This window comes from Enterococcus sp. BWB1-3, from assembly GCF_016745275.1.
Classification (GTDB): Bacteria; Bacillota; Bacilli; order Lactobacillales; family Enterococcaceae; genus Enterococcus_L.
Window position 1 is genome coordinate 27,878 of the sequence record NZ_JADOEP010000026.1, and the last position, 20,768, is coordinate 48,645.

General features: G+C 38.6%; 15 protein-coding genes. All 15 read left to right on the plus strand.

What is annotated here, in order from left to right; all coding sequences use genetic code 11:
* Positions 1–926: 926 nt before the first annotated feature.
* The 15 genes from IW492_RS14875 (at position 927) to IW492_RS14945 (ending at position 20,737) form a co-directional block, all read left to right on the plus strand.
* On the plus strand, positions 927–3,098 hold the full coding sequence (locus tag IW492_RS14875) for a hypothetical protein (RefSeq protein ID WP_202068574.1): 2,172 nt from the start codon (positions 927–929) through the stop codon (positions 3,096–3,098).
* Positions 3,099–3,161: 63 nt separating this feature from the next.
* Positions 3,162–3,587 carry a hypothetical protein gene (locus IW492_RS14880; RefSeq protein WP_202068575.1) on the plus strand — a complete coding sequence of 142 codons (426 nt, stop codon included), beginning with the start codon at positions 3,162–3,164 and terminating at the stop codon, positions 3,585–3,587.
* Between the two features lie 144 nt (positions 3,588–3,731).
* Positions 3,732–4,166 carry a DnaJ domain-containing protein gene (locus tag IW492_RS18750; RefSeq protein WP_202068576.1) on the plus strand — a complete coding sequence of 145 codons (435 nt, stop codon included), beginning with the start codon at positions 3,732–3,734 and terminating at the stop codon, positions 4,164–4,166.
* A gap of 3 nt (positions 4,167–4,169) precedes the next feature.
* On the plus strand, positions 4,170–4,691 hold the full coding sequence (locus IW492_RS14890; RefSeq protein ID WP_202068578.1) for an FHA domain-containing protein: 522 nt from the start codon (positions 4,170–4,172) through the stop codon (positions 4,689–4,691).
* A 31-nt stretch (positions 4,692–4,722) separates the two neighbouring features.
* A complete protein-coding gene (locus IW492_RS14895) occupies positions 4,723–5,250 on the plus strand; it encodes an FHA domain-containing protein (protein ID WP_202068579.1) in 528 nt (175 codons plus the stop codon).
* Positions 5,251–5,253: 3 nt separating this feature from the next.
* Positions 5,254–6,069, plus strand: coding sequence for a hypothetical protein (locus IW492_RS14900; RefSeq protein ID WP_202068580.1), 816 nt, complete (start codon positions 5,254–5,256; stop codon positions 6,067–6,069).
* A gap of 424 nt (positions 6,070–6,493) precedes the next feature.
* The gene (locus IW492_RS14905) at positions 6,494–8,278 is read left to right on the plus strand and encodes a PP2C family protein-serine/threonine phosphatase (RefSeq protein ID WP_202068581.1); all 1,785 of its coding nucleotides are present in this window, start codon (positions 6,494–6,496) and stop codon (positions 8,276–8,278) included.
* 89 nt (positions 8,279–8,367) lie between these two features.
* The gene (locus IW492_RS14910; RefSeq protein ID WP_202068582.1) at positions 8,368–9,633 is read left to right on the plus strand and encodes a hypothetical protein; all 1,266 of its coding nucleotides are present in this window, start codon (positions 8,368–8,370) and stop codon (positions 9,631–9,633) included.
* Positions 9,630–10,319, plus strand: coding sequence for a hypothetical protein (locus IW492_RS14915; RefSeq protein WP_202068583.1), 690 nt, complete (start codon positions 9,630–9,632; stop codon positions 10,317–10,319). Before IW492_RS14910 ends, IW492_RS14915 begins: the two co-directional genes overlap by 4 nt.
* Before the next feature lie 428 nt (positions 10,320–10,747).
* Positions 10,748–13,381, plus strand: a complete 2,634-nt coding sequence (locus tag IW492_RS14920) for a hypothetical protein (protein WP_202068584.1) — start codon at positions 10,748–10,750, stop codon at positions 13,379–13,381.
* Positions 13,382–13,457: 76 nt separating this feature from the next.
* Positions 13,458–13,874, plus strand: coding sequence for a hypothetical protein (locus IW492_RS14925; RefSeq protein WP_202068585.1), 417 nt, complete (start codon positions 13,458–13,460; stop codon positions 13,872–13,874).
* Positions 13,875–13,963: 89 nt separating this feature from the next.
* Positions 13,964–14,374 (plus strand): hypothetical protein, encoded by a 411-nt coding sequence (locus IW492_RS14930; protein ID WP_202068587.1) that lies wholly within the window; start codon positions 13,964–13,966, stop codon positions 14,372–14,374.
* 21 nt (positions 14,375–14,395) lie between these two features.
* Complete coding sequence (locus IW492_RS14935) at positions 14,396–14,827, plus strand: hypothetical protein (protein ID WP_202068588.1); 432 nt, start codon at positions 14,396–14,398, stop codon at positions 14,825–14,827.
* Positions 14,828–14,952: 125 nt separating this feature from the next.
* A complete protein-coding gene (locus IW492_RS14940; RefSeq protein ID WP_202068589.1) occupies positions 14,953–17,562 on the plus strand; it encodes a hypothetical protein in 2,610 nt (869 codons plus the stop codon).
* Positions 17,546–20,737, plus strand: a complete 3,192-nt coding sequence (locus tag IW492_RS14945; RefSeq protein ID WP_330928216.1) for a DUF6531 domain-containing protein — start codon at positions 17,546–17,548, stop codon at positions 20,735–20,737. Before IW492_RS14940 ends, IW492_RS14945 begins: the two co-directional genes overlap by 17 nt.
* The last annotated feature ends 31 nt before the right edge of the window (positions 20,738–20,768 follow it).

Sequence of the window (20,768 nt, forward strand, 5' to 3'; positions counted from 1 at the left end):
CGATTTTTCACTAAAAATCGTATTATATCAGTAGTTACAGAAGCTGTTTTTTAAACAAATGAAATACGCTTTGAAATACTGTCAGTTCAATAATTTTCAGTATTCGTTTCAAAAATTTTAGGTAAATTCAAAAGACTAGGGTGTGTCTGAAAAGTTAGTGGCATTCGAATTTTTCAGTGATTTTTATTGAAATCAAGGAAGAAAATACAGCTTATGCGGTTCATAAGCGAGTATTTATGATGATGAGTTCTATAAAAATCATCAAACTATTTGCGCTTGAGTTTTCAGACACAGTCTAAATTGCGGACTGAAAATCCAGCTCTTTTTTCAGCATGACATTGTGAATCAAACGAATTTTTTTTATATAAAATAACAGAGCTGAAAATTTTTCTTCTGTTAATTTTCGGATAATTTCTCAAGGGATGTAAGAGTTATTAATACGTTACGGAAAATTTGAAATAAATCCGATAAAAATTAGTGACTTTTTATTTGATCGAAAATTGCGCATTTTCTAATAGAATTGAAGAAATTTTCAATGTTAAAAAGTAGTCCAAAATAAAATTATTTCAATTATTCGTTCAATCAGTTAAATAAAAACAGGAATAATTATTTTAATTTAGAATAATTATTTCGCTGTTTATATTATTATAAATGACATTATATAAAAAATAAACCCAAAAAAAGTGCATTTAAGGGTGCTAAAAAGGCACTTAAGGAATTTGGTGATTTTTTTGAAATTTAAAGCGTTGGATTAACAGCTTTTTCAAAGAAAAAAATCAGCCATTTTTTTCGAAAAAACTTTTTAGGGTATTTGAAATACCTGTTGGGAAATAATGAACATTTTTTGTAATAAATATGATAACCTTCATATATCAAGAGAATAAAGCTGTATATTAGAGACAGTTTTATTGATTTGGAGGATAGAAATGAAGATTATTGAACAGACAAATCGAACAATTGATTTTCAGGAGATTAATCCGGAAAAGGCAGATCTGCTGACGCTGGTAGGCGAAGTAAAAGGGATGGACAGCTTGAGTGATGACAAGGTAAAGGAAATAAATGAGAAGCTGGTTGTAAACAGCTTTGATGAGTTTATGGGTAAGTTTTCACCAACCGTTTATTCGTTTTTTAACAGCGCAAACAGTAAAATTATTTATACGCTGAAAAAACCGGAAGGCGTGCCTGAGGATAGTGTGACAGAAATTCCGATTAATGAAGAAAATGACTTTGTCAAAATGATTATTACAATGCTTGATGCTAAAAATGCGAATGGTCTGAAGAACAGTGATTTCAACTTTGAGAATATTACCACTATGATTTCACCGAAAAAAGTGATGGACGATATCCGGCAGGTACGAAAAGAAATTCATTATCTTTATGATCAGTATGAAAATCTGGAAGAAGAAGATCCAAAAAAACTGGATGTTGGGGACAAACTGAATGAGAAGTTTGAAATGGCTTCAAACAACTACAACAACGTGATGGCGATGCTGCCGTTGGCAATTGAAGATATTAAAACCCGTCTGCTTTTGGGACAGCCGGAGGACGGCAGCGAACCGGAACAGGTAACATTGGGTAAACTATCAATGGGCGAAAACGGTGAACTGAAAATCATTGAAGCGCCAAAAGAGCAGATAACGGAACTGGCTCTTACTGATGGAAGCAATAATCAGGAACTATCTTTATTTTTTACAGAGGACTATGAAGCTGTTTCCGAAGACAGCAGTGAGTATGTGAGAGAGTTGGTTGTCCGCACATTCTGTCCTCTACCTTTAGATGCACAGACAGAAATCAATTATGAGCTTGAAGTAAACAACTTTAACAACTATTTGAACTTCTACAAAGAATCAAAATCTGATTTCGTGAAAGTAGTCAAACCGCTGATTGAAAAAATAATCGGTGTGAAGCTGTATTTCGATCAGTACCAGTCCAAAGCAAAACAAATGCAGCCAAGTCTGCTGGTTACGAATACAAAACTGGATATGCTGACTAAATCAAGCAATATTATTCGCCTGGAAAAATATTTAAATACGGTGAACAATAAAAATGATTTTGCTAATACCGTTTGGCTGGGGATTGCGACGAACGTTGCCCTGTCGGATATAAGCGAAGTGAAGCTGTCCCGTCGGCGCTTTAAAGGAAATACAAAGGTGGAAAAGAACAGCGAGAACTCAATGGAATCCATTGCGATTTTGCTTAATCTGCTGAAAGACTATAACGTTCAGCTGTATTTCAGCTTTGAAACAAGCGAGGAAACGACCTTTGATGATCTGGCGACAAACGGTGTCAGCAAATATATCGATCACTGCAAGCCTTTAATGAAAAAGGACTACAGCGCTTTTGCAGTTCCATGTTATCCGAACTTTACGATCATTCCTAAAAATAAATCAGGTGTTTTACTTGACAGCAAGATGGTAATAGCAGGAGAAAATGCGGCAATGCTTTCCAAAGAGAAAGAGGACATGATGAAGCTTTGGCTGGAAGGCGTCTATATTGGTGCCGCATACGTGGCTGCCGGTATTACAGCTGCCTGCCAGTGTCCATCTTATCTGTCCACACACTTTGAACGCGTGTTGAAGGATGGGCCGGGTATTCGATACGATATTGAAGCGAAGGACTACTCGCTCCATACCCTGACAACCCTGACAAAAGAAATCAGCGGCTTTACAAATAATGTGAAGAATGAAATTAACCGCACGAATTTTGGTTTTTGTTTTGCTTCAGAAAATGCCAGCTACAAAAATAAAGAAATTAACAATGTAATGGTTTATAAAGCCAGAAGCCTGAATGAAGGTGCAAATGGCTTTGAAGAAACATACAAAACTTTGGTAAGCAGTTATATTGAGCGCCTGCTCAGATTCCAGAGTAATGACTTTAAAATGGATAATATTATGCATTTCTTCAGTAACAATCCAGAGAGTACCAGAAGCCGCTGGATGGGACAGAAGGGCTTTGTGAATTCCATTATCCAAGAGGGTGACGACATTGATTATGTGATCAATGAAGAAACCAATCGCTGTCATGTTAATCTGATGTTCAATGGAAATGTGAAAAACCTTGAAGTTGAAGTCAACAAAACAGTTAACATGGCTATTTAGTTCCGGTTACTTTAAGAGAGCGATCTCAATAATGTAATAATAAAATAGAAGGAGTTGAAACAAATGGGTTTCAAACTAACGGTCGATGGACCAGACAAAATTGATTTGGGTATTGAGCACATTTTATCCGTTCAATTTGAAATGGATACACCAAATGATTCAAATGCACGCAGTACAGATGTGGGAACAACATTAGTGATTCGCGGCAAAATTCTTACGGCAATTGGCGGTGAAGCTGCTGACAGTACATTAAGCTTGGCTAAATGGTCAGTAGTACCGGCTGAAGCAGCGGATTCTTATCGTAACCTGGTTGTCTCAGTCATCAGTGCAGAGCAGGTAGTACGTCAAATCAATTTCCCAAATGCTTTTGTGGTTGATTACATGGAAGACTTTGGAAATACAGAGGGAATCGGTGAATTCACTTTGCGTGTGAAACAGAAGAAAGATAAGATCAGCAGCGTAAAATTAGAAGGCGGCTACGGAATGTAATCCAGATCGAAATTCAGAGTCATAAAGAAAGCAGTCAGCTTTCCATACACTGATTATCTGATGATCGAAGATGAACGAAGTTTAGAGTCTGGGATTTTATTCTGATCCCAGACTTGTTTTGATTGTTGAAAGGATGAACAGCGATTGAACCATTATCAGATACTTAATCTCTCCCCGCAGGCCAGTCAGGACGAAATCAAGCAGCAGTACAGAAAGCTGGCAAAAAAACTTCATCCTGACCGAAATCCGGATGACAGAGAAGCGGAGAAAAAATTTTTACAGATTTCAGAGGCCTATCAGGTATTGGGAGATGAAGAAAAGAGAAAAACATATGATCAGCAGCTTCTCCGATCAGGAAAAAGCAGTCATTCGTCCGCTGCCGAACAGAAGACAGCCAGCCAAACCGCAGCAGGCTTTTCCGGAACAGACAAAGAAAGCCTGTTCCAGGCTGCAGCAAATTTTGAGCAGTTTTTTGGATTTAAGGAGAACGGCAGAAAAATCAACAAGAATTCATCTGAAAAGATGTCGGATGCTTCGATGCTGTTTGAACAATATTTTACAGGAAAAAAGAAAGGGTAGCGCATGAATAAGAATTTATTTTTGGAGCTCAGTCTGCTTGCTTTACTTCTGGCAGCTTCTGTCATGGCTTTTTTTGGAGAATATGAAGTATGGCTCAAATTTTCACTATACGGCTGTACAGCAGGTGCACTTATTCTTTTTATTTATTGGTATGGGGTTAAAACGCAAAAACTATTCCCAAAAAAAGCAGCGATTAATCATTTGCTTTTGGTCAATGATTCCGGCGAGGTTCAGAAGAACTGGCATATTCTGGGCGAACAGTCACTGATCCTCGGAAAAAGCTATAAAAGTCAGTCAGTGGATATTGATCTCAGCGAAACAGAGTACGCAGTTCTGGTTGCCAAAGAGCATGCCCTCATGAATCTGGTTGATGGTGAATGGTATCTGGAAGATCTGGGCAGCCGAAATGGGACCGGTGTGAAATCTGAACATGCACAGACCATTTATAAGCTGAAAGACAAACCTTATAAATTAAAGAAGAATGATTGGATTTATATTGCAAAAACAAAATTAATTGTTCAGTGAGCAGATACTAAGTGAATGGAGTTGGATAGGAATGGGTGGATTGATTCGTTGTGGAAACGGCCACATTTTCAGTTCTAGAAGGTATGGGAATATTTGTCCCTACTGCAATATGCATGTAAAGGAAGAGACAGCTCAAAAAAATGCAGCAGGAGCAGATACTACATTTGATGAAGACAGCGAGTATATCGAGGAGCTTGAATTAATCGATCCGGTTGTCGGCTGGCTGGTGTGTATCAAAGGGCCGCAGCTGGGCAGAGACTACCGTATTATGGCTGAAAAAAATTTTATCGGACGTTCTGATGACATGCAGATTCAAATTTTAGGCGATAATCGGATCGCCAGGAGAAATCATGCGATTGTTGCGTATGATCCGCTGAAACGAAGCACACTGATTCTTCCCGGAGACTCTCAGGGACTGGTTTATCTGAATAATGAAGCCGTCTATACACCTGTCGAACTAAATCCGTATGATGTAATTCAGCTGGGGAACAGCCAATTCCTGTTTATTCCTTTATGCGGGGAACATTTCGAGTGGGAAAGTTTGAAATCAGGAGAGTAAAGGATGAATGAATGGAACGATCCGCTGGTGATCCTGCTTCTATTGATCGGCATATTACTTTGCGCAAGAATTTTTTCAAGCTATTTACAAAGAAAAAATTGTCAGGCAGCCGGTTTGATTTTTGCCGATCAGGAAATGGAGAAAGTCACGACAACTCTTTGGAAGGACCAGGAATTTCTGGGAATTTTAACTTCAGGCGTGGGCCCTGTTAAAGTCGGGGAAGAAGCCTGCAGAATCACAGACACGATAATTTCGGATTATTTTTCCAGAAAAGAAGCCTTTGAATCTGAGCAGGATTTTATCAAACGTTGTCTTTTGGATAGTCATAAAAAAGTAAGCGAGCATGGCAATACTCAAAGCGGAGGCTGTTCCATTGCTCTTGTGTATGTGAAGAATCAGCACCTGTATTGGGCTAGCTCTGGCAATATTTCTATTTACCTGAATCGTGAAAGGTTGATGCGGCTCAATCAGAGAGACTTGTATAAATTTCGTTTGAGAGAAAAAATACTGGATGGTCAGATTTCTGAAAAGCGGGTAATTTCCAATACATTAAGAAATGAGCTCACCAGCTATTTGGGATTTGAAAATCTAAGAAGATTTGAGAGTAATCAACAGCCCGTCAAATTAAGAAAAAGAGATCAGCTGTTTTTGTGCAATCAGGAATTTGACACGCTGTTTTGTCAAATTGAAAAGGAGTCTATTCTAAATCAGCGAAAACCCGTTGCAGAGAAAGCTGCTGATTTTCAGGACAGACTTAGTCAGGCAGCTGCTTTGAATGGAAAACTGAAATTTTTACTGATCGAAAAATTTAGAGCATAGGGTTTCGGATTAGTTGTGTCATTTGTATACCCAGTCTTCTAAGACCAAATAAACGGTGTTCCAGTCTCTGTATACCTCTGTGATTACTTGAGGAAAACAATGACTGCTCCGAGGATTGGAACACAGCTCTTCAATTCTTAATGGCTTTGCCATTTAGAAATTAATGAGATCGAAACAGTGTGTAGTGAGAGCTGTAGATACGTGCCGGCTAGTTCCTGCATGCTTGATTGATGTCCTTTTTATTGCGTTGAATCACGAAGAGCGAAGAAATTTGATGTTTTTTTGCCTAAATGTTTGTCATAGTTTAGAGCTTACAAATGGTGAACGTACCTGTTCTTGGTTTTCGAAGCTGAATGCTTTTATCACAACCTCAAGAGAGAAACCAGGCAAAATCTGCTGCAGAGCGAGATGAAGGAGTACAGTAGTGAGGAAAGAAAATAGTAATTTTAATACCTGTTATTTATCTGAATCAGGAAGACGTCTCGACAATAAGGACTATTTTGCTTTTGTGGAAGAAGATGACTTTGCCTGTTGGGTGATGGCTTCCGGAATTGACGACAGTGAAGCCGGCAGTGCAGAGCTGGCTGTAAAGACTGTTCTGGATTCTTTTATTATCAAACCGGGAATGACCAGAAAAATACTCTCTGACCTGATTAAGGAAGCACATGACACACTGATTGCGGAGAGTGTCCGTGACCATCTGCAGGCAAGTATTATGATCGTTGTTTCTGATTATATGAATATTCGCTGGGCCAGTGCAGGGAATGTCCATCTGCAGTGTGTCTATAACGGGAAGCTGCGTTTTTCCAGCAAAGACCAAAGCTATTATCAGGAAATGCTGGATACAGGGGTGTTTCCGCTGGACCGCTCTCTGGGGTTTGAGGAACGGAATAATCTGACCAGCTATCTGGGGATGGCACGGCGGCTGAAGCCGTTTATTTCTGAAAAAAGAAAGCTTCACGAGCTGGATACGCTGGTGATGACAACCGTGGGAATGTGGGAGTATATCACAGATATAGAAATTCTGGATGCTCTTCATGAAGCAAAAAGCCCTCAGGAAGTAATTGATAATCTTGAAGACCTGTTATTGAGTAAACAGCCGGAGCACCTGGGTAATTACTCTGTATCGATTGTCATGATTAACAAACTTTTCGTAAAAAGCAAAGACGGCTGGAAAAAAGCGAAAAGAATCCTGCTGATTGCCATACCGATTGTATTGATTATCAGCATTGTCCTCTTTGTCAATTACCGCAATCGGGTAGAACGGGAGGAACAGATTCAAAGCGTTCTGGCCATTGAGAAAAAGGCTGATGATTATGTGTTGGAGGAAAATTATAAGCGGGCCTTGGAAAGCTATACAGCGGCAATCAAGGAACGGGCAAAAATCAAAAATTATCCACTGAAGCGGCTGGACAAAAAAGAAAAAATGTCTCAGTTAATTGTTGACGGCAATGCCAGCTCCGAAAAAGAAGACATTGAAATGGCTAAAAAGCGTTTTACTGCTGCCAGAGATTATCTGGTGGATCATGAAAACGCCCTGTCCATCTTTGATCCTAATTATATCAACTATCAGCTGGAATATTTTAAAGATAAGGCTTACGTCAACGAGCTTGAAAAACTTGGCGATACTCAGCTTGAGGCAGAGCAGTACGATTCTGCCATTGATTCGTATCAGAAGGCGAAGCTGGCTGCTGTAGATTTGGGTGATCAGGATAAAGTGAAGGACTTAAATGTCAAGCTGGATACAGCGAAATCAAAGAAGGATCTGGCGAATAAAGATGCAACAAAAGCAGAAGCAGATCAGGCGGCAAGTGAAGCAGATCAGGCAGCAGAAGCCGGTGAAACGGAGAATTTGGCAGATCGTTATGATGGAATTGCAGACCAGTATGATGCCGCTGGTTTTACCGATAAAGCCAGCCAAATGCGTGCCCAGGCAGAAAAAATCCGTGCTGAACAGGATAAAGCTGCAAACACCAAGCAGGAGGATGTGGCTATCAGTCTGGAAACCAGCGGAGACGAAGCTCTGGTTGTCTACGATTATGATTTGGCAGTGGAATTTTACAGAGGTGCACAGCTGATTTATCAGGAAATTAATAATTCCGCACGAGTAGCACAGGTGGAACGAAAAATTGAAACAGCCTTAAATCTGAAAACTGCTTCTCAGCAAAGTCTGGCAGCACAGCTGAATCAACAAGTCGTTCCAAACTAATCTGTGTCTGTACATCGTCAGGCTGAAAATGAAAGAAGCGGAGAATCTGCTGAGAAAAAGGATGAACAACGAAAGAAGGTAGCTGCGCTATGAAAGAGCTGTTAAAAAGTCGACTGGATCGAATTGACGATTTAAATGACCGTCTGCTTCTGAAGCAGATTATCAACGGTGTGTTCAGCGGTTTGGCCGATTATACGGACACCCAGCTGCAGGAAATTCGGAATCAGGTATTTGATGAAATTCAAGACGATTTTGACCAATTTGATATTTATTATCATTTTCTCCCAAAGGATGAAGTGGACCCGATTTCTGATTTTTTCTTTCCTGTTGATGAAAAGGATTTAGAGGAGCTGGAAGAAATGAAGGAGCTGTCTGAGCTTGTTTCAGCCGCTCCGGAGGTCTTTCTTTCAAAAGTCTATCTAGACTGTGACTATCTGAACTATCAGACCTTCATGCAGAAAAGTGAAAATAGATTGTTCAAGGGAGAAATAGAAACAAACAACCAAACGTATAATGTAAAATTCAGAGTCAGACCCTATACAGGGTATATAGAAAAGCTGAAGCATTTGTATATTAATTTTGCAGATAACGGCTTGCCATGGAAAACAGTTCTTCATCCGTATCTTTACAAATTTATCAGTATTCATCTGGCTGATCCGCTGCCTTTGGAAGAGCAGGAAATCATCCGCAGAATCAGCTTCAATCTGGAAGAGATGGAACCTTATCAGCGAATTAATCACGTGCCCTTATGGAATGTTCGGCAGCTGGAAATACGAAATGAAAGTTTTGCAGTTCCAGCGCTGGATCACATTAATTTTCAGCACACAGTTAATATTGAGAAATTCGGCCTTGCCCATGGGTATTTAGTTGATACGAGTAAAGCTGAAATCAGCTATGTTAAAAAAACGGAGGGTGCGATTACGATTATTTCTCCCAATGAACGAGTGCTGAACTGGCAGATTTACCAGTTTATTCAACCGGAAGCTCAAAATAATCCGTTAACACTTCAAAGCAATCATAGAAATGATTTCTTCACGGACCGATTTGCCCGCAGAGAAAATTTTACTATTCGCTCCATGTGTGAAATTTCTAGAATTATCAATACCTATCAGATGATGGAGCGGTTTTCTCTTGAAGAAATCCGATTGCTGGAGCAGCTGCCTACTGTTAGGGAAACCTATGAGGTAAACAGTTTTCTGGAGGATTATCTGCGGGAGGAGATGGATCGAACGCCGATGCTGCTTTCCTTTAAAAGCAAGAGCAGCATAACGACGGTGAGAGACGAACTCAGTTTTTTGGTCTCTGAAATTCAACTTCATTTTCCTGAGTTTACTTGTATCGGAGAGCTGTTATGAATTACTTATGGGAATTTATGGTGAAAGCCAATCAGCTGGAGGCAGCAAAAGAAAATATTGTCTTTCAGTATCCCAAACGCTATTCGCCTTATCTGGAGCTGAACTTTGAAAATCTGAATGAACAGAAGCTTGCGGACGAGGTTGAAATTAATCCCTATTACCGCTTTTATTCCATTTTTTATGAGATGTTTCCCCCTGACGATGAGGAGAATCAGCAGTTGAAAACGACACTGTTTGATTTGTTTATCCATTATATCGGCGAAATTGATGTCAATCGTGGGAACAACAAACGGGACTATCAGGTGAGCTTTGTTCAGGAGGATATGAAACATGGGCTGTTTGGTCGATTTGTTCAGGAAAACTATAACCGGTTTTCATTTAGCGAAAAGAAGCAGCTGGCACACAATCTGCTGCGGCTGTATCAAACCAATCAGGGCGTACTGATATTCAAAGAAACGATTCAATTCATCTATCCGAAAGCAATTCAATTTGTTCACTTGGGAGACAAGTATGAACTAACTGTTTTTTTACAGACAAAAAAAACAGAAGAGGAAGAAAAAAAGGTTGCTGTTTTAAAAGAATTGTTTTTACCATTTAAGTTTTCGTTGGATATTTATTATGAACATATGATTGGAATTTTAGAAGAAGAAGCCTTTATGAAAATGGAGCAGTTTGTGATTTTCTAGGGTGTATCTGAAAACATAAGACTGATTTTATGAAATAAAATCAATGGATTGAATCGAAAGTAAGGTCATACAGGGACTTGTGCCTACGCTTTACCGAATGCTCATCGTATGTCTGAGTGTTGTGTAAGGACGAGTTTAGGACAGAAATAAAGTTTCAAACTCTCTTCATACTCTAAACCCGAATAAACGGCGGTACAAGACATGACAACGCTTTTCTAAATAATGTGTTTGATGAGAACCGAACAAGGTGAGATGCGCAGATATAAGGTTTTTCTGCAGTATAAGGATTGGTATGCGAAATAAGGATTTTATAAAAGTGAAAGCATTCATCCAATGTTTAGCGTTTGTTTATTTCAACTTTTTCGAAAATAGTAATCACTGGAGTTTTTCAGATATGTTCTAAGCAATAAATAAATGAGGTGTAGTCAATGAGTCTGTATCAGTCACGTTTAGAAAAAAGCTACCAGAAACGAAATATGAATCGATACTCCCGGCCGGCGTTGGAACGCTTAACGACCCTGCAGCTGAGGGATATTTGTTATAAGGAAAAGCTTGTTAAAGGGATTGCCAATTCATTGGACCGGGACCGGTTTATTGAAACGATTCTGCATTTTCGCGGGCTTAATGAGGATACGCTGATTCAGAATTATGACAGCGCCGGCTTTTCCAGAGTGGAAAAATTGGTGGACAATCATTTGGGTGAAGAACTAAGTTCACGGGAAATGATTCTCAATCCGGCAAAGCTGACTGTCTACAAAGGGCTGAGTGTAGAGCCGAGAGATCAATATATTGTAGAAACATCAGCCCCTTTTCTGCAAACCTCAAATGTTCTTTTAGTGAACGATCAAAAGCAGCTTTGCGGTATTTTTACATTGCGGGCCATTGACGATACGAACCAGACATTTGTTTTATGTATGGATAAAAGCATGCCTGTTACACCGTCCAACAATAAAGTTTATCATCTGCTGTACTTTAAAGCGTTGGAGTCTGAATATCTATTTGACATTTATACGGGAAATGAGCGGCTGCTGAATGCACTGGTGGATTACTATGATGTACCGCTGTTGGATTTGGAAATTGCAGAGCTGCCTGTAACTAAACAGATTCTGGCGATTGATTTCGGGACCAGCAATTCGACGGCTGGTGTTTATATGGGCAGCGAATATGAAGAGCTGATGAATGCTCATGAGCTGTTAAACGGCAGTCTGCAGAAGGATCAAATTAATTATGTGCAATTTGAAACCGGCAATCAGCTGCCGGGAGAGTGGTCGTCTTTGCTGCCATCAGCAGTCAGTGTGGAAAGCTGTCATCCAGATCAGCCAATTTCCTATTGCTTTGGTTATCAGGCCTTAAGCGATAGTCAGTTTTCCCGAATCGATGATCATTTTGGAACAACCTTTTATGAGCTGAAGCGTTGGGTTCATTCCTATGATCAGAAAGAACAGCTTGTGGATTTACTGGGAAATAAAGCCGAGGTTACTCGAGGTTCAATTATTCAAGCCTTTATCGAATACATGATTCAACATGCCGAACAGCAGTTCAAATGCCGCTTTGTTCACCTGCATGTTTCCAGTCCGGTTAAAATGAAGCATCAGTTTATTTCCATGTTTCAGGAACTGTTTCCGGCGTATCACATCGATCAGCAGCATGCCCTGGATGAAGGGATTTCTGTTCTCTATAATACGATTTCCAGTCAAATCGATCAAAGAAATTTTCTTCACGGAGAAGAGTATCAGGCACTGATTTTTGACTGCGGCGGCGGAACAACCGACATGTCTTCCTGTGTGTTCAAAATTGAGGACAGTCGGGTTTCCTACCGTGTGACTATCCAGACAACCTTTGAAAATGGTGATGTTAATTTTGGTGGAAACAATTTAACCTATCGTATTCTTCAATTTTTGAAAATCCGCTTTGCCGCTTTTTATATGAAAGAGCCATATGTAAGCGTGGATGAATGGTTTCCGGGCGGCGCAGACGATGGTTACAGAGCCATTGATGAATTTGGCGTTCAGGCATTCTATCAGCGGTTTGAGACGCTTTATGAAGAAGCGGAGGAAATCTTGCCGACCCAATTTTGCAGATATAAGAATCAAAATTACGATACTTATAAACGTGTTCAAAACAATTACTATTTCCTGTGGAAGCTGGCTGAAGCGGTCAAACATCGCTTCTATGATTATTCTGACAGCTGGCAGTTAAGTATTGGAGCATCAGGACTGGAGCAAGAAGAGATGCTGCTGGGCGAGCTGAAAGGCTTTAAGTTGTCCGTCCGTAAAAATAATCTGCTGGATTATGTCTATCAGATTCCAGAGCTGCACATTAACCGCAATGAAATGAACAGCCTGATTAAAGGGGATATCTATTCGATTGTGAAGAAATTCTTCGAGGATCTGTATGAAAATCAGCAGCTGCAGGATTTTTCAATCATTAAGATGACCGGTCAATCCTGCAAGATTCCATTGTTTAGAGAAGCCCTAAAGGAATTTATAGCCGGTAAAAATATCGAGTTTCGACAGAAGAAAGACAATGCGCTGATGGAGCTGAAGCTGTCCTGCCTAAATGGTTCAATTCGTTACCTGGAGGATTGTAAAACAGCAATTATACGACCGAAGCTGATTAATGCGGTACCTGAAATTCCCTATACGGTTTATGCGGCGGATCATCATGGCGAGACAGTTCAGCTTTTGCTGCGCAATGACAAGATTACACAGGTCAGCGGGTTCATTTCCAAAGATCATACTGTCAGGGAAGTTCGTTTCTTCCTGCGCAGCGAGGAGCAGGAGGAGCATACCAGCTTCCTCTATCAGAATGAGTTGACAGCATATGTTCCTGTTGCTTATCAGGAGATTAACAGCAGCTATACCCGCTATATTCGACAGGATGATGTGGATAATATCGAGGATGAAGAAGTGAAATTCTTTGTGTATGCCAATGAAAATAACTGGGGCTTTTATGTCTTGCCGATTACCCGCCGCAATGGCAATCTGCTGCGGGGAGAAGAACAGTATTTTCCGTTCGAGAATGAAAGCTGGGAAATCAATTTCTTTGATGGAATGAAATAAGGAATGAGAAATAAAAGGGAAGTTATAAATAAAGGAATTACAGAAAAATAAAAATAGAGTTAGGGAGTTTGTTGAAATGGAAGAAATGAATAAAGAAGTAACGAACAAAGAGGCAACATTGCCGGTAGGTGTAAAGTGGGTTAGTTGGATTTGGTTGCTTAATGGAGGGATAACAGCAATTATGCTGATTCTTTTAATTATAGAATCTATGAGTTTTGGTGCATTTTTTGGGTTTGGATTAGTGATGGGCTTGTTGTCTGTGGTAATAAAAATCGGTCCTTTTATTTGTATCTATAAAAGAACACCGAAAATGTATGACAATTTAAAGATTTTTTTCTGGTTAAATGTTGTTCTGTTTGTTATAACCACGATAATGTCTTTTAAAGTAAAGGTTATCGTTTCAATCTTTTTACTTTTCTGGTTTTGGTCAGATCTGAAAACAGAGAGAACAAAGGCGTATTTTGGCTATGGAGAAGCAGCCAAAGCAGAATAAAAGAGAATCTGCTGCAATGATTTACAAAAAGAGTGAGATGACTCAGTGCTAAAGTTAACTAGAGTATTAAAAAAATGGAGTTGGATGGAATGGAAAAAAAGAAAAACGAAATTATTTTACCTCTTGGGATACAGCTGATCAGTTTTATGTGGCTGTTATATGGGGTTTTTACAACAATTATTATTGTTATGACCATTTCAGCAGCTTTGAATGGACGAGAGATTCTTATTGGAGAAATTCTGGGAGAAGTGTTTACTGCTGTAATAAAAATTGCTCCTTTCATTTGCATATATAAAAAGGTGCCAGGTAAGTACAATCATTTAAGGCTTTTGCTTGGGCTAAATGCTGTACAGCTGATTATAAGCAATATCATCGATTTAAAAGGGCAGGCTTTCTTCTCAGCGTATTTCCTTATCTGGTTTTGGGTTGATTTGAGATCCGAGAAAACGAGGGCCTATTTTGGTTATGGAAAATCTGTGACAACAGAGAAAGAAAGGTAAATTTGATTGGGGGAAATAAAAATGGAGGCGTTAAAGCCAAAGATAAAGAAGAAACTGCCGAAGCGGATTCGCTGGATAAGCCTCTTTTGGGCGCTGGATGCCGTATTAACAGTGTTGTCAATGATTGGTTTTATAGGAATTATGTTGTCAGATGATCTCTTTTTAATGGAAATAGTGATTTTTTATCTGTTGTGTATCACAGTAAGGCTAGGGACTGAAGTGAGTATTTTTATTGGGACGCCGAAAATGTACCCTCTTATGAAAGTCTTTTTTGGTCTAAATATTGTCGTTTCTATCCTTAATTTTTCTCCCTTAGTCCCACTTAGAACGATACTGCTGGTGACAAGTCTGATTATATTTTGGAGCGGCTTATCGCAGGAACAGACAAAAGACTATTTTGGTGTTTGGATCTCCGGGCAATCAAACTTGGAGAAGAGTGAAGAAAATAAATAAAGGCAGGGATGAGGGGAATTCTTTCGTTCTTAAATGTGCAAAGAATTCCCTAAGCTGCTTGTACATAATAAAAGAAAATAAAAAGTTGGAGCCGTTCAAGTATAAAGAAGCTTAGGAGTGAGAATATGGATCAGGCAATTACGTTTTCGAATATGAAGCTGGTGTGCAGCTTTTCTTATCTGCATATTGAGCAGCTTTCGTTTGTGCATAGTCTAAACAATCATGGTATTATGCATCTTTGTGTCAGCATAGAAGAAAAAGTGGCGAAAAGGCTGCTAAGTCAATCTTTATCGAATGAAACTATCCAACTTGTTACAAGTGAAAATAAAAAAATTTTGTTTTCTGGAATGATAGAAAAGATGATCATTTCTTGTATCAAACAAGTTTGGCAAGTTGAAATTGTGATTGTTACTTCAACTAAAAATATGGATATTAAAAAAAGAAGGAAATCCTTTCAAGACATTTCAAAGTCTTATGTACAATTGATTTCTGAAATTTCAGGAGACTACCCTGCCAGCCAATTTATTGATGTGAATACGTTGTCAAAGAATCTTGAAACGATGATTCTTCAGTATGACGAAACAGATTGGCAGTTGATTAAACGTCTTGCAGCAATTAATAATACATTTTTAGTTGCAGATATTATTGACACACGACCAAAATTTTGGGTTGGCTTAAAAGAAGGATGCAGAATTGAATTCTCAAAAACAAAATATACATTTGGTAGGAATTATCAACAAATTCGGCAGGTTCAGGAAAATCCTCTGGGAAGACCAACGACAAATAAGGTAAACCAGCTGATTATTGAGACCGTAGCGAACTATGATTTAGGAGATTATCTGCTCAAGGATCAGGAAAAATATTTTATTATCAAAAAAAAATGTACACTTGTCAACGGGCAATTGGAATTTGAATATAAAGTAATGATAAAACAAGGCTTTAATTATTGGGTGCCGCAACAAAAAGAAAATATTGGTATTACGCTGGAAGGAACTGTTATTGCTGTAAGCGGAACGAATGTTAAAGTACATCTTGATATTGACAAGAAGCAAGGTATTCAAAATGCGACTTGGTTTCCATATCTTACTGAAGGGAGTAACATCACCTATTACATGCCTGAAATTGGTTCACGTGTAAAGGTATATTTCCCTCAGGAAAATGAAAAGAAGGCAACTGCAACACTTGGAATTCGCAGTAACATTTCTTCTTATCGAGATGAAATGAACGATCCGACAACCAAGATACTCAGTAATCCACAGGGAAAAAGAATTTCTTTATCTTCTAATGATTTGTCAATTATTTCCAGCGATAGGCTTTCGATTACCCTAACTGATGGAAGCAATATTGCAATTAACAGTAACAGCAGTATAAATATACACTCAGCGGCAGATGTCAGTTTTTCAAGCCGTAAATCTATTTCAGTTACCAGTGACAGCAGTATTACTTTGCAAGGGAAAAGTACCAGCTCTATTCTAATAGCAGCGGATATTCAGTTGTCCAGTCCTGATTTACAGTACTCAGGAGGCTCTGGAGTGAAGGCGATTCATAAAACTCTTGAGGGCAGCAGTCAAACCAAACGTAAAAAACGAGCTGCTTCAACACAGGCAATACAGGATCTGAATAAAATGGAGATCAGTCAAAAGGCAATTTCGAGTATTCCCATTATTGATAACTTATCAAAAAAACTTGGAGTGATTGAGAGAGTAGCTGCTACAGCAGTTAATACCATTCCTTTTACAACGAATCAGCGAATCATTCAAAAGGAACCGGAAGCTATTATAGATGATATTTCGCAAAAACAGGATTATCGTGCAAAGGTTTCATTTGGTACTTTACCCATAGAAGGAAGCAAAATTGTCCCTCTTAGATTAGAGACAACGGGTTTACAAACGATGAGGGTTAAACCAAATGGAAATCTAAATAAACAACCTGATACGAATGTGGCAAATCAGATGTTTTCTCAGAAAAATACAAAAATTGAAAAGATAGTATCACAGAATCAAATGAACCAGGAGCATGGAAAAGCAGCTGATTCAAAAATGAAAATTAAGACAATTGATTTAAATCAATTAGCAGCTAAGTCAGTGCAGTTGCCTGAGACCAATACACTATCTACGGGAAGTATTAACAAAAAAGAAAAAAGGTTACATGATGCGAATCAACCAACTGCTGACAGAGAACAGAAAGAACATCACTCGGTTAATCCAACCAGCAAGAATCAGAAAATGGTGTCTGCTACAGAAAATCAGAGTGGAAAAACACAAACTGCTGGTGGTAAGACCAATCCGGGAACCGCAGGAAGCAGTTCAGGAAACAGCGCATCTGGTGGTGGTTTTGGAGTTGTCAATAAAGGTGCTGTTTCTGCAATTAGCCCGGTAGCATTTATTAATGCTCAAACCAACGCGATGATAAAAAGTGCTAACCGAAAAGTGACGAATAAGTTATTGCAGAGTATGAGTATTCGACAAATTACATCCGGATCGGTCTTGAAAATTGCAAATTTAAATAAAGTATCTACTTCAACACCAGCAGATGATGGGCAAACTGGAACGATAATTTCTGAAAGAAAAGTGTTCTCAGGAATATCGCTTCAAAATAGACTTAATCTGAAGCCGGTTGTGGTCAGACCATTGATTCTAAATAGTGACTCTTCAACTAAACTTCAGAGTACAGTAGTGATTGATTCATTCAGGAAGGTGGAAACAACGCTTGGATTTAGTGAACGGAACACATAAGTATAAGCAGGTTGACTTTAAAACTTATGGACAAATCCCTATAAACTGGGAATGGTGCTGGTCAAGTAATCATAGCATGACTGGTTCCTTAGGGAATAGAATTCATTTTTCTTATGATAGCCAGTTAACTCTTGACCGTCAATATGGAGAGCTGTTTTATAGGGATTTTAATGGGAATGAGTACCTGTTTCCGTGGATATTCGAAGGAGAAGAGTCTCTGGATAGAATGAATAAGTTACTTCTGACTGCGGAAAAAGACAGTTTTACGGTGGAGGATTTGAGTTCTGGATTTTATTATAGCTATTCTCGAAGTCAGTTAAATAGAGATTGTTTTCTTCTAAACAACATCCGTAATGCAGCTGGCTATGTTCTGACAATCACTAGAAATGAGCTGGAGCAGCTGCTGCAATTGACTGATTCCAATCAAGTCTGTTTGGAAGTTGAGTACAATCATCAGGGGTTCATTCAATCATTGACCTTAAATAAGAGTCAGATTGTCGGTTACAGTTATTCTTCGGAAGGAGATTTATTGGAAGTAACTGATTCACTGGGGATAAGTGATCAATTCGTCTATGATGTGAATCATTTAATGAAAGAACGAAAAATAAGGAATGGAGCTACACATCATTGGGACTATGATCAGGATGGCCGGCTAATTCATCAATGGGTAGACGGTGGTTTGGACGAATGTTGGTTTGAGTATGATGAGCTGCAGCAGAAAAACTGCATGAGGGATTTTTATGGTAATGAAACCAGCTATCATTACAATGATTTCGGTTTGATTGAACGGATTAACCATTATCAGGGGGGAACAGAACGCTTCTTTTACAATGAACAGCTTCAACTGATAGAAGAACGAGCAGTAGATGGGCAGGTTACTCAATATGTATATGATCAAAATGGCCTGCTGACTAACAAGATATATAATGATGGAACTACCGAGCAGTTTGACTACAATCTTTTTGGGAAAAAAATTCAAGTGGCTGATCGAAAGGGATCCATCTCAACCTACGAATACAATGAAGAAAACCTGCTGACCCGTGCCATAGAAAATGATATAGAGATATTCAATGCTGTTTATAAAAAAAACAACAATTTGATGGAGAGTTCCATTATCAAAGGTCAAACGAATCAGTATTTTTATGATCAGTATGGGCGTATTATCCGCAAAATATCTTCAGAAGGCAAAGAGGAGTATTTATGGGAATATAATCAATTTGGTCAGTGTATCCATTTCACAAAGATACAAAGTCAAAAAAACATAGAGTATTTCTGTAGTTATGATAGCAAGCAACGTCTGATTTCAATCAGACAAGGGGAAAAAATAATCAGAGAATATACGTATAATTTGGCTGGACTTATCAGTATGTTTTCTGTAAATGGGCAAAGATTAAACCTTGAGTATGATGCCGGGAATAGGATTATTTCATTACAAACACCAGTAAAAGATCGGTATGATTTTTATTACAATCGTTTAGGAGATATTTTAGAGGTTAAAAGAAACAACAAGCAAATTTACTTTGCAGAACGTAATCAGGCAAGGCAGATAGTCAAAGAAGTCTACGAGAAAGAATTTGAAAAAAGATTTGATTATGACCAAATAGGACGAGTCCATAAAGTTACCTTGGGAAATGGAATCTGGACCAAAGTTAACTATGATTCAAATGGCTACATTGATAAGATGCTCAGTAAGGATAAGACATGGGAAATTTATGAATATGATTCCTTCGGCAACATCATTATTGCAAAAAATTTCTGCAGTGAGCTTCATTTATCTTACAACAGTCAGAATCAATTAATTCAGGAAAAGGTGGTTGCTTCTGATGATAACCTGCCGGATACAATGGTAAATTATGACTACTTCAGAGACAATATGCTAAAAAATCGATCTATTTTAGGGATACTGACTGAAAGCTATGAAAGAACAGCTGCAGGTTATAAAAGAACAATAAATCTGATTGATAAACAACAAGTGGAGTGTGAACTTTATAAAACGGAAAATGAAACAACCATTCAGGTGGGGGATATCCAGTTTAAATCAAAATATGATCCTGAAGCAAATCGGACCACTAAGACTGTAATTAGTAAAGAGTCTGCTAATCATTTTGACTATGAATATATAGGTTCTAAGCAGCTTAAACGTGTTAGAAATGAGCTCGAAAATCAGATTACTGTTTTTGACTATGATGAAAAGCAACGCCTGATAAACGTCTCTGAAAATGGTTCGGAATTGCTTCGACGATTCTATGACCAAAGTGGTATGAGACAAATCCAGGAAGGATATAATCTGAAAACGGACTCTGTTGGTCGAGTAATTGAAAAGAATCAAACACGCTATGTCTACGATGTTCAAGGGAATTTGGTAGAAAAGAGAATTGGAGACAAGCTGGAAGTTTTTTCCTATACAGCTTCAGGTCAACTTATTGTAATAGATTCGACTGAGTCGGGAAAATCACTTTTTTTCTATGACTGTTTGGGACGGCTGTTTCTCATATTAAGAGAAGATTCAGTACAGCATTTTATCTGGAGTAAGGATCAGCTGTGTTTGGAGATTTATTCATTGAATAAACAGCCTACTCAGATTACTCAATGGCTCTATGGCAGTTACGAGGATAGCGGACTCATTTTGGCAGTTGATAATGCCGGGAATAAAAACTGTTACTTCGAACATGATGGACAAGGATATCTGTCTTTAAACAGTGATAAAAGAGCTGTTTCTCAAGAAAAGAGTTCAAGTAAAGGACGATTCCAGTTGAAAAGAATTAGACAGACTGGATTGGCTTACAGGCGTTTTCGACTACTGGATGAAGAAACAAATCGCTTTATTCAACGCAGTCCGTTGCATCAGTTTTCGATTTTTTCAGATAATTATGAGACAAATACTAATCAGAAAGTTGGTTTCAGTTTGGAAGAAAATCAGGCTTTTGAAAATCAGCTGCTTCAGGAATCTGGTATGAACGCACGAATGAAATTAATCCGATTGATGGTTAAGGATAGACATTGCTTTGCTTCTGACAAACATGAATCTTGGGAAACAGATGTTTTTGATGTGGAAAATTTGGTGGAAAACGAATTGTTGGGACTTGATGAGTTCGGCATTCTTACTGTTGAACAACTTATTAATTCAACAATACAGCAACGTCTGGATAATTATCTGAATAGAGATAGAGGGTAATAGTAATAAATAAGAAAAGTCAAGACTCCGG